The organism is Collinsella aerofaciens, assembly GCF_039758815.1.
GTDB classification, from domain to species: Bacteria; Actinomycetota; Coriobacteriia; order Coriobacteriales; family Coriobacteriaceae; genus Collinsella; species Collinsella aerofaciens_BP.
Window position 1 is genome coordinate 18,619 of record NZ_JBDMSK010000024.1, and the last position, 10,684, is coordinate 29,302.

10 protein-coding genes are annotated in these 10,684 nt (G+C 55.8%); 5 read left to right on the top strand and 5 right to left on the bottom strand.

Annotated features, from left to right (window positions below; all coding sequences use genetic code 11):
- Positions 1 to 37: 37 nt before the first annotated feature.
- Positions 38 to 271, bottom strand: coding sequence for a helix-turn-helix domain-containing protein (locus ABHT90_RS08685; protein ID WP_196033659.1), 234 nt, complete (start codon positions 269 to 271; stop codon positions 38 to 40).
- A gap of 124 nt (positions 272 to 395) precedes the next feature.
- Here ABHT90_RS08685 and ABHT90_RS08690 point away from each other — a divergent pair, with 124 nt between their 5' ends.
- The 3 genes from ABHT90_RS08690 (at position 396) to ABHT90_RS08700 (ending at position 4,771) form a co-directional block, all read left to right on the top strand.
- On the top strand, positions 396 to 3,746 hold the full coding sequence (locus ABHT90_RS08690) for a CAP domain-containing protein (protein ID WP_346979673.1): 3,351 nt from the start codon (positions 396 to 398) through the stop codon (positions 3,744 to 3,746).
- A gap of 47 nt (positions 3,747 to 3,793) precedes the next feature.
- The gene (locus ABHT90_RS08695; protein WP_346979672.1) at positions 3,794 to 4,447 is read left to right on the top strand and encodes a hypothetical protein; all 654 of its coding nucleotides are present in this window, start codon (positions 3,794 to 3,796) and stop codon (positions 4,445 to 4,447) included.
- 144 nt (positions 4,448 to 4,591) lie between these two features.
- Positions 4,592 to 4,771: a hypothetical protein gene (locus tag ABHT90_RS08700; RefSeq protein ID WP_346979671.1), complete on the top strand. Its 180-nt coding sequence runs from the start codon at positions 4,592 to 4,594 to the stop codon at positions 4,769 to 4,771.
- 872 nt (positions 4,772 to 5,643) lie between these two features.
- Here ABHT90_RS08700 and ABHT90_RS08705 read toward each other — a convergent pair.
- Entirely contained in the window at positions 5,644 to 5,883 is a 240-nt protein-coding gene (locus ABHT90_RS08705) for a hypothetical protein (RefSeq protein ID WP_117818421.1), read from the bottom strand.
- Positions 5,884 to 6,376: 493 nt separating this feature from the next.
- Here ABHT90_RS08705 and ABHT90_RS08710 point away from each other — a divergent pair, with 493 nt between their 5' ends.
- Together ABHT90_RS08710 and ABHT90_RS08715 are read left to right on the top strand one after the other, a co-directional pair.
- Complete coding sequence (locus ABHT90_RS08710) at positions 6,377 to 6,928, top strand: ParA family protein (protein WP_195544857.1); 552 nt, start codon at positions 6,377 to 6,379, stop codon at positions 6,926 to 6,928.
- Positions 6,929 to 7,228: a hypothetical protein gene (locus tag ABHT90_RS08715; RefSeq protein WP_238023167.1), complete on the top strand. Its 300-nt coding sequence runs from the start codon at positions 6,929 to 6,931 to the stop codon at positions 7,226 to 7,228.
- A 1,192-nt stretch (positions 7,229 to 8,420) separates the two neighbouring features.
- On the opposite strand, the gene ABHT90_RS08720 is transcribed toward ABHT90_RS08715, so the two are convergent.
- The 3 genes from ABHT90_RS08720 to ABHT90_RS08730 all read right to left on the bottom strand — a co-directional run bounded on the left by ABHT90_RS08720 (position 8,421) and on the right by ABHT90_RS08730 (position 10,261).
- A complete protein-coding gene (locus ABHT90_RS08720) occupies positions 8,421 to 9,020 on the bottom strand; it encodes a hypothetical protein (RefSeq protein ID WP_346979670.1) in 600 nt (199 codons plus the stop codon).
- A gap of 187 nt (positions 9,021 to 9,207) precedes the next feature.
- Positions 9,208 to 9,366: a ribbon-helix-helix domain-containing protein gene (locus ABHT90_RS08725; protein ID WP_195241079.1), complete on the bottom strand. Its 159-nt coding sequence runs from the start codon at positions 9,364 to 9,366 to the stop codon at positions 9,208 to 9,210.
- 439 nt (positions 9,367 to 9,805) lie between these two features.
- On the bottom strand, positions 9,806 to 10,261 hold the full coding sequence (locus tag ABHT90_RS08730; RefSeq protein ID WP_346979669.1) for a hypothetical protein: 456 nt from the start codon (positions 10,259 to 10,261) through the stop codon (positions 9,806 to 9,808).
- Between the last annotated feature and the right edge of the window lie 423 nt (positions 10,262 to 10,684).

Sequence of the window (10,684 nt, forward strand, 5' to 3'; positions counted from 1 at the left end):
TCAACGAGACCCACTGTGAACTATGAGACGGATAAATTTAGCTGACGCCTCTCATGAGTTCAGCAATGCTGATTTGAAATCCGTCGGCAATCTTCTTGAGATTTGAGAGGCTGACATTACGCCGACCCACTTCAATGCTCGCGTAGTAGGAACGATCCATTTCAATCAAATTGGCGAACTGCTCCTGACTGCACCCGAGTCCAGCGCGGAGCTCTTTGCATCTCATGCCGAATGATTTCTGAAGCGTCGTATCCATGACAAAAAGAGTCATGGATTGTTGTATAAAAGCCAACGGACTATATACAACAATCCCAGTTAAGGCGCATAATTATCTCTATTGGAAAGCGCTCTGATGCCCAGTCGGATAGGGCACGGAAAAGGAATGGAACAGCACAATGACCCAGGGAAAGCACTTCGCTGCCGGTGGCGATCACTTCGCCGCACTGCCAAACAAAAAGATTCACACTCCGAAGGGGATCGCGCGTCTGACCGTCACCGCGGCGACCATGGCCGCCATGACCGGATCGAGCCTCATCTCACCGTTCACGGCATTCGCCCAGACCGGTGACGGGGGCACACAGCACCCCGCCGTGATGTCGCCGATCGCCGCCCACGCCGGCGCGGCATCCGGTACCGGCGCGAAATCCGCCGCACAGGCCATCGCGGACCTGCAGAAGGCGGTCGACGAGGCGAAGGCGAAGGAGGACGCCGCCAAGGCATCCTACGATGAGGCCGCCGGTCCCTACAACGAGGCGGCTTCCGCCCGCGACCAGGCCAAGGCATCCTACGATTCGGCAGTCAGCGCCGGCACGACAGCCGACCGAGCGGCAATGGACGAGTACGCCCGTCAGGTCGCGGAGGGCAAGGACGCCGCCGATGCTGCCGGCAAGGACCTCGAGCAGGCGAAGGCAGGTCTCGCAGACGCCAAGGCCGATGCGTCCGAGAAGGACGAGGCGTACCAGTCCGCCCTCAAGGCAGCCCAGGATGCCAAGGATGCCCTCGATAAAGCCAAGGCAGATGCCGTAAGCGCCACCCCGGAGGCAATCAGTGCCGCCGAACAGGCTGTGCGCGACGCCCAGTCTGCCGTGGACAGGGCACAGGTTGAACTCGCCAACGCCAACGCTACGCTTGCCGATGCCCAGTCCAAGCTGGTTGCGGCCCAGTCTGCAAAGGATTCCGCCGATTCCGTCCTTGTCGCAGCCAAGCAGAACAAGGACGCGGCGGATGCGAAGGCCGCAGCAGCCAGCGCCGCCTATGAGCAGGCGAAAGCCGACCTCGCCGCAGCGGAGGCAGGCGCCAGCGGTCCGGAGTACGATGCGGCAAAACAGAAGGTCGCGGACGCGGAGGCAGCCCTCGCTGCCGCACAAGCGACACAGTCCCAGTGCGAGTCCGAGCTCGAGCAGGTACAGTCCGCTGCGGCAACGGCACAGGCCGACCTGAATGATGCCCAGGTGGCCCTCTCCGTAAAGCAGCAGGCCGCGGCCGATGCCGAATCCGGTGTGAACGCCGCCCAGTCCGCTCTCGATGCCGCGAACGCCGGCCTCGATGCGGCCAAGCAGGCGAATGCCGACGCCGTCGCCAAGCTTGACGCCGCGAAGCAGGCTGTCAAGGACGCCGAGTCCGCCAAGGCAGCCGCCGATGTAGAGCTTGCGAACGCCAAGGCCGCAAAGGATACCGCAGACGCCGCCGTGACCGCCGCGCAGCAGAAGGTCGACGAGGCACAGGCAAAACTCGATTCTGCCGACGCGCAACTCAAGCAGGGAGCCATCGGCTTCTTCCGTGCCATGGGTGCCGATTCAGCCATCGAGATCATCCAGAACTGCACATACAAGGACTACACCGAGGTGGGAAACAGCCTCGACGCGACCAGTCTCGACAACATGCTCGCGGCAATCCCGTACATGAAGTCCATCAACGAGTATCGCAAGTCCGTCGGTCTCTCTGAGCTCCAGGTCACGTACAAGCTCATTGCGGCGGCGATTGCCAACGCGAACTATTCCGATATCAAGTTTGGGCATTCCATGCAGTTTGATACGAGCGAAAACCTTGCATGGAACTATGGAACCGATCCGAAACCGCAGTGGGTGGACCAAGAAAAGGCTTTCTTCGATCAGGCGGTAAAGGAGCTCTATGGCGTCACCGGGCTAATCGGTAAGGATGCCGTAGATTTCTACAAGTCGCATAGCGGGATTGAATCCTATGTCAACCAGCATTTTAAGGTTGCCGGATATCCCGCAACCGTCGGTCACTACCTGCATGTCATCAGCCCTGAAATCGGCTATATGGGCATGGCAGTCTGCAGCAAGGGAACCATGAACGGCTGGAAGACCGACAGCTTCGATACCGCAAACCTGGGTTGGGCAGGCTCCGGTTGGAACATGAACCCCATGTCCGTCGACGAGTACGAGCAGAAGCTGACCTCCTATATCAACGGCCTCAAGAACGCCAAGAGCGCACTCGACGCAGCCAAGACCAATCTCGCATCAAAGAAGCAGGCGGCCGCCGGCGCCGCCGCAACCGTCCAGCAGAAGCAGGTCGCAGCGGATTCCGCACAGGCAGACTTCGATGCCGCGAAGCAGGGCGTCGCCGATGCCCAGCGTGCCGTCGATGCCGCCAATGCTGATGTCGCCGCCAAGCAACAGGGCGTCACGGATGCCCAGGCCGAGCTTGATGCGGCGAAATCGGACCTCGATGTCGCCAACGCGGCAGTCGATACGGCAAAGTCGACCGTCCAGCAGAAAAAGAATACCCTCGATGCTGCCAACGCAGCTGTAACGACCGCACAGTCCAAACTGGACTCCGCCAAGGCGAACACCGCATCCAAGCAGCAGGGCGTGGACGATGCGAACGCCGACCTCGCGAAGTTCTTCCAGGACATCGCCGACGCCAAGAAGGCGGTCGATACAGCAAAGAGCGTTCACGACGCGGCGGCAGCCGACCAAGCCGAGAAGGCGGCGGTCCTCGCAGCCGCCGAGCAAAAGGCGGACGCCACCGCACGCGCCCTCGCGGATGCCCAGCGTGCCGTCGATGCCGCAAAGACCGACACCGGCGTTGCCGCCGACAGGCTCACCGGCTCCCAGACCGATCTTGTGGGCGCACAGTCGAACCTCGACATCCTCACCGATCTTGCCGCGAAGCTCGCAGAGGCACAGCAGCGCGAGCAGGATGCAGTAAAGACCGTCAATGACACCAAGGCCGCCCTCGATGCCGCGAAGGCGGATACCGTCGCCGCCGAGTCCCTGGTCTCCGCCGCCGAGCAGGCGAAGGCGCAGGCAGACGCCAAGCTGTCGAAGCTGAATTCCATCGATGCCGGCGCGGCGATCGCTTCCGGCCATGATGTGAACGCGGATGACGCCCTCAACGCGCTTTTCGCCGCAGCAGTCGAGGCACGTGCCAAGGTCGCGCCCGCCAAGGCCATCCTGGACGAGAAGCAGGCCGCGGTGGACGGGCTCCAGCCCGGCTACGATGCGGCACTCGCCGCCTACGAGCAGGCGAAGTCCGACCGCATCGCAGCGGAGCAGAAGCTTTCCGATGAGATTGCACGACAGGAGGCAGAGGAGGCGGCAAAGCAGCAGGCGGCATACACCCCGAAGCACCTCGCCGGCACGGATACCGCCCAGCCCGGCAGCCTCGCCCAGACCGGTGACCGCGCGGGACTCATCGGCGAGACGTTCGTCATCGGCGGTACCGTCCTCGTGGCAGCCGGCGTCTTCCTCGATCAAAAGAAGCGCCGCGAGCAGATGTAAAAGTGAACCGGGCGTTGGATATCGGCTAGTGTCCAACGCCCGGTTTCATGGACGGAGAGATCGGTGTGAGAACAAAGGCTATTATCGTTGCGCTTCTGGTGTGCCTTTCGGCACCTCAACTTGGATGTGCCAGCGTTGCAAAGCAAGGAAGCGGCCCTACGGAAAGGGCCGCCACAGCGGTAAAGAATAAAGACAAAAAGAAGCCAAGCGAAGAAAAGGCGACGCAAACCTCTGGAGCCAAGACCGAGGAGAAGAAAGAATCTGACGGCAAGGACCAGAAGTCCGATGACTCCAAGAAGGAGGATAACAAGTCTTCCGATTCCTCGAAGTCGAACAACAAGGGCGATTCCTCCCAGTCCAAGCAGAATTCCGGCAGCAACAATTCCTCTTCCAACGGCGGCAGCCAGAAGAAGTGGGTTGCCGAGCAGGGCCACTGGGAGACAGACTATGGACAGGTTTGGGTTTCCAACTGGGTTTACACGACACATCCCCGCTATTGGGTAAACCACGGTGGAACTATGGTAGGGCCCTTCGATTCATCCGATGCCGCCTATGCTTGGATTATTAACGATGGCGAAAACGGCGGCATCGGCGGATCTGTCGTAAACGACTCCTATGAAACGAAAGAGGACCAGGGACATTATGAACAGAAGGCTACGGGGCAACATTGGGTTGTCGACGTCGCCGGCCACTGGGAGTAACGCGCATCGTTCCTATCCTCTTACGTTCGGTAAATGTTTATTTATTTGTGGGCGGCCGGTTAGGCCGCCTTTTTTAGACGCCCAGTCTGGGGGCAAACGATAGGAAAGCAATCAAACGAGAGGCCGTTCCAAAAGAATCCGGCGGTGCCGGATTCTTTGGGCAAAACCTTCCGCAAATCGGTAAGGTCTTCCATCAACTTGCTCCAGCCCTCGCCCGGAGCCCGCTGCGCGGGACTCATCGGCGAGACGTTCGCCATCGGCGGTACCGTCCTCGTGGCGGCCGGCGTCTTCCTCGACCGGAAGAAACGCCACGGGCAGATGTAGGGCAAATCGCACAACGACTCGGAAAGGGGAATCCCGCAAAATGGATTCCCCTTTTTCGTCTCGCCAGCCACGGTTCGTTGAGGCAGCTTCAGTTTAAGGACCACAGATTAAACCGATTTACAACTGTGACCATATGACTGTGCGCACATGTTAGCATGGTCATATGGTCACCTATTTACAGCTGCGATTATGCTGCAATAACTCAACCGTTAGTGCTTATTAAACAGCCAATCGAGGCCAGGCTTGCCCAGTGTTTGGCGCATCTGCCCCACCTGAATCTCCGTCTCCACGCCATCCTTGCCGAAGACGGCGCTCATGTTCTCAGCGGTCGGGATGACCGTTTTCACTTCGCCGTGGTGAGGTCGAAACGTTGGCTGCTGACCTGGTTCTCAATATGGATCTGACCATCGGATCCAAAGACACTCTGGAGCATGGCTGCCTCCTTGCAAGAGGCTGTCGCCCCCAAGATAACAGACGGGCGGATCCGGCGCAGCATATAACGCTCGGTAATACATGACCATGTTAATGTAGTCATATGTTCACGTATTACAAGCTGGGATCTCATGTATTAGAGCTCGAGACGCGCCCGTGCGTCCTTGGCGTCTTGCGTCCGATCGTCATCAAATGGCTCAAGCCGGGCTGGCGCGATGAGTGGGATGAGGTCGTGAGGCGGATGGACGCCGGCAGCGTCACACCCATCCGCCTCACGGACGATGAGACCGCGCGGACGCCGGAGGCCGTGGCCATCAGGGCGCCCGGCGGGGAAATCATCGGGCTCGATGCGTGGGACATGGCAAAAGTTCTTACCGGAGCCTATGGTCCCGACTCTCCCGGTCGTATTCCTACGATATCGCCCCCAAATCACCAATGTGTCAGATAAAGAATGATGCAATGGCTATGATCACGCCTACGGCGGATGCGGCGACTGCGCCTTTTTTCCTCTCCTTCAGCCCGACGAATAGGGTTGCCGTAAAGTAAAGGGCGGAAATGCAGGATATGGCAAGCGAAACGAATTCCTTGGGCGGTTTCAGCAAAAGGTCGCTAGCAAAGAGTAATGCAAGCAGGGCAAAGCCGATTGTGTTCAAGTATCTCGATTGATTTTGCGACAGCATGGAAACCGCCTTTTAGAACATGTAAGTGAAAAGTCGGTACGATGTCATTGCGGTTGCAAACAAGCCGCCGCCAGGACCGGTTGTTACGAGACCGGCGATAACGCATTTTCTCGGTTTCCAGCTCATGACAGACCCCTCTCTCATGGTGAAACGCATACATTATGAGATATGCACATTATCTCGCCAATTAATTTCAATATCCATCATCCAACTAAAGAATACTGACTCACTGGTTCAGCGACGATGCGTTCTTACCCTTGCGTTCCCACTCGCCGCGTCGGCGGTCGGAAGGGTCTCCGTCTCGCAATCAGCGACCTTGTAACCGTATCTGATGACTGTAGGTTAAACCAACCCACATCCATGAGCACGTTAATGTAGTACCATACTAATTACTTAACATGCTCACGTATTTCTACCTGCGTCTTAGAATTACTTAATGTAGTCACATGTTAATGTGCTAATATATGACTACGCTATTCAGAAAGGGGAGAACATGGCGACGAACATCCTGCTAGTCAACCAGAAGGGCGGCGTCGGCAAGACGACGTTCGCCGACGAGATCGCCTGGGGCCTCGAGCGCCGCGGCCACAAGGTCGGTTTCGGCAACCTGGACCCGCAGGGCGGTGCGAACCACGAGAAAAACCTGCTCGACGACGAGGACGCCGTGAACGTCATCGACACACCGGGCTTTTTGAGCGACGACACCGCCGAGTACGCCAAGAATGCGGATATCGCGATTATCCCGGTGCAGCCCGGAACGCTGGGCCTGAAGCCCATGAAGCGAACAATCAAGGTCATCACCGAGGCCAATCCCGACTTGTCGTTCGCAATCATCATCAACAACTTCGCCGGCAACCAGACCGTGGACAGACAGTTCCTCGAACTGCTCGAGGCCGACGACCTTCCCGTGCTGGGCACCGTACCGACCGCGGCGGCCTTCAAGCAGGGCGCGGCGCTGGGAAAGCCCGTGTATGAAATCGCCAAGAACGGCAAGGCCGCCCAGGCGATTGAAAACATCCTGAACGAACTGGAAGAGGTGCTGTAAATGGCAAAGTTCAAAAAGGCGACCTCCTACTTCGATGTCGCCGCGGAGAAGGCCGAGGAGAGGCAGCAGAAAATCGTTGAAAGCGCATCTGAGCCCCAGAAATCGGCTCCACAGGTACGGAAAGCCGGGCGCCCGAAAAAGGGCCTTGAAGGGGCATCTGAGAGGCTTGTACAGTTGTCTGTATACGTTCCCGAGAGCTACCGCAAGCGATTGAAGCAGGTCGCCCTTGAGGAAGACAAGTCTGTTTCCGATATCGCTCGGGAGCTTTTCGATCGCTATCTGGCCGAAAAGGAAATCTAATCGGAATCACGGGTACCGTCAGGTGCCCGTTTTCTTTTGTATGGGCCTCTGAGAGCCGATTTAAGACCCCGTTTTATCTATCAGTGAGAAAACGGTCGGACCTCACCGATAGGACGTCTTATTTTCGATTCTGTAGCTCCCTGCCGGTAATTGAAGTGAGGTTGACCAAATGTCGGTATCCAGATCAACCGGAAAACGGATTCGGCGTCATTGCCGAATTGTAGGGCTTGCAACTAAGTGGGATTAGTTCGCCCGGGGAGCCGAAGGCGACGCCGGCGCTGAGGGCTGACAGCGACGTAGTCGGGGAGCTGGGGCGTTAGCCCCCACACTTTTGGCCGAAGGCCATGCCAAGGAGCCGAAGGCGACGCGAAGTGAGGCATAGCCGAACGGAGGGCAAGGAGGCGCAGCCGACGCGCAGGGAGCCGTAGGCGACCGGAGGGCGAGCGTAGCGAGCGCCAAGGAGCGGTAGTGACGCGGAGCGAACGCAGTGAGCGGAGGGCAAGCGTAGCGAGCGCCAAGGAGCGGTAGTGACGCGGAGCGAACGCAGTGAGCGGAGGGCAAGGGCGATGGCTTTTCTTGTTTGTATATCGTTCGATCATTAAGTGCTTTCTAGTGGATTTCTTTGTTTCCCTCTTGAGCTCAGACTAAGTGAATCTAATTCACTCTAGTCAGACTTGGTGGGTTGTATGAACCCATAGTTGTGGTTATTTCAACCCATAGTTGTGGTTATTTCAACCCATAGTGCATGGGTTAACTGAACCCATAGTTGGCATGGGTTATTTCAACCCATAGTCTCGTGAGACAACCCATAGTTGATAAGTTGGCCCAGGTTAACACAGGCTCAAACTATGGGTTGAAATAACTATTTCGGTACTTTTTGGCGTTTTCCGATCGCTTTCTATGGGTTGAATTAACCCATAGCCAGAAAAGTGGCTTAAATTATCTATGGGTTCTTTCAACCCATAGCTCTACCGTCACAGAAAAGCATCCGCGATCCCTGTGAGCAAGTCTATGGGTTGTCCTAACCGATAGACTTGCTGAAGAACCGTTATTTAACCCCCTATCAATAAAATTATTTTTCGTCTAACTATGGGTTAAAACAACCCATAGTTAGACTGTAGGTTGTTTTAACCCATAGTTTGTAAGGAAAAGAAATAGGGCTATGGGTTCATACAACCCATAGCCCTTCAAACTAGGCAGAATGCTTTGCGTCCCACTGAGCTTTGCGTTTCGCCGAATTCTCAGCGCGTTGCTTCTTCTTGCCCTCCTCGACTTCGAGTCTGCGCTTAGCGATCGCCGTCATATCGAGCCGGTACTCAACCGATTTGTTATTCCCGCGCGGCGACTTAATCAAAAGACCGAGTTCGACAAGCTTGTCGATTCTCTTTTTAACATTCGAGCGATCCGATTTGACGTCCGCCGCCATGGTGGCAAGGCTGATGTAGCAGGTTGATTTGTAGACGTCCTTGCGCTGGAACGACCAAATCCGCCCCATAATATCGGTGTCGAGCCTAGGCAGACCGAGCTCGAGCATCCATGGCGGCTTGATGATCGCGACCTTCTCGCTGACCATATCCTGCACCATGTGGGCGACACGGGACGATTCATCCGATGCCCGGCGAAGTACCTCGCGGTGACTCTCACTATTGGCCATGGCGGCATCTGTGACGGCCTGATTCGCGAAATCGGACGCCGTCCCCATTCCAGACGGGTTTGCGGGACCGGACGGGTGGCTATCCGTGTCCCACGGATAGCCACCGCCCACATCCGGTTTTAAATTTCTTGTATCCATAAACTAGCCTCTCGTTGAGGCTATCTAGCCATCAGTCGAAGTGATGCCATAGTATTTTGGTAGTACTTCAACATAAGGACCCAAATCAAAGCATACGTGTGCTAGGATTGCAGGTAACAGGCCAGAAAGCCACATTTGAACATGGAAAAAGCCCTTCTTACTTGCCGGTAGGGGGCTTTTTTCATATCTATTTTTGCTCTTTAACACGCTCCAAAAACTCGGAAATAGCGATCGCCGCCATAGACGACTTGGCTACACCGCGACTCTTCGCGTAGTTATCGAGATCACGCCAAATTTCGAGAGGCAGAGTAACCTGGATTCTTTTCTTCTCCTCGGCCACTGCCATAGACAATTACCTCCTTCGTTGAACAAGCGAAATCGTACCACTACTGATTGAAACAAAGCGTATCACAAGTACTGTCTAAAATACAAACTAACACAAAGTGGTACACCTAAATTCGCTAAATCTTTCCCTCCGGTCAGATAGGCGCTCGAGTTTCCAAAAAGGGCACAGGAAATTGCCAAAAGGGGCACAGTGAAACGTCCCTAGAATCAGCTGTTACGATAAAAACAAGGGGGTAACTCCGCGGACACGGCCTAGCGCGCTGCCATCCAGTGCCGATTCTGCCATACTCGCAATTCGGCGAGGATGAGGAGTATGAATTGATCGGGGCTTATAGGACAAAATGTGTCCTATAAGCCCCGAGGATGACGATTCCAATACGGACGACACCAAAACCGGCATCGACGGCTCCATGGACGATTCGGATTCCAAATAGGCCCTGTTAGCTGAGCTGCTTCTTTGCCGGATTCGTATGCGAAACCGCTATACCTGTGGCAATTGCCATGAGGCAGCTTGCGACGAGTCCGTACTCATACTTCAAAATGTTTGTTGCGGTCAGGGCGATAATTAACACTGTCAGAATTTGCAGAACTATCGTTATTGCGAAGAGATTTATTCCTTGTTTGGCCGAAGTCGCTGAATGAGTCTGGCTTCGTTGATTCAGGTTGAAGCAGACAACAAAAGCGACCAGTTCGCTTGATAGGGGGCCGACTACATAGAAAAAGATTGCGTCAATGAAGCCTATAGTGTTGTAAGTGTTGTAAGTTGTTTCGCCGGAAAACACAGCGTATAAAGCATATCCAAATCTTGGCTGATTCATGTATGAGTACGAAAAGACGAAGAGCGTCAATATTGCTACTACCAGAAGTGCATTCAGGACAAATCGTTTGCTTTTCATCGATCGCTCCTTCCGGGTGACTCTTATTTGTAATTCTACAGCAGCCATTTGTTTTTCAAAGAATTTGACTGTCCTAAATAACGTGCACTTTCGCTGGAGGGTCGCTGTTTGGCGGCCCTCTTTTTTGCACAGGCGCGGTGGGATGGTAATATCGGGCGGGAGTCAGCCGCTCTGATAGAATCGTCCTTGCTGTCGGCAGCCCTCGTGCCGGGCAGAGCCCTCCATTTGATGGGAGGTGATGCCCATGACCGATTTCACCGAGCTCGTGAAGCTCCTGACCGCTATGGTCTCGCTCCTCACGGCCCTTGTCGGCCTTTCCAAGGCACTCAAGCAGGGTTCGAAGCCCAAGACGATATGAGAAAGCCATTTGGGCCGCCTCCCCCGCGGCGCAGCTTCTTTCCGCGGGCTCGGGATGCCACAATG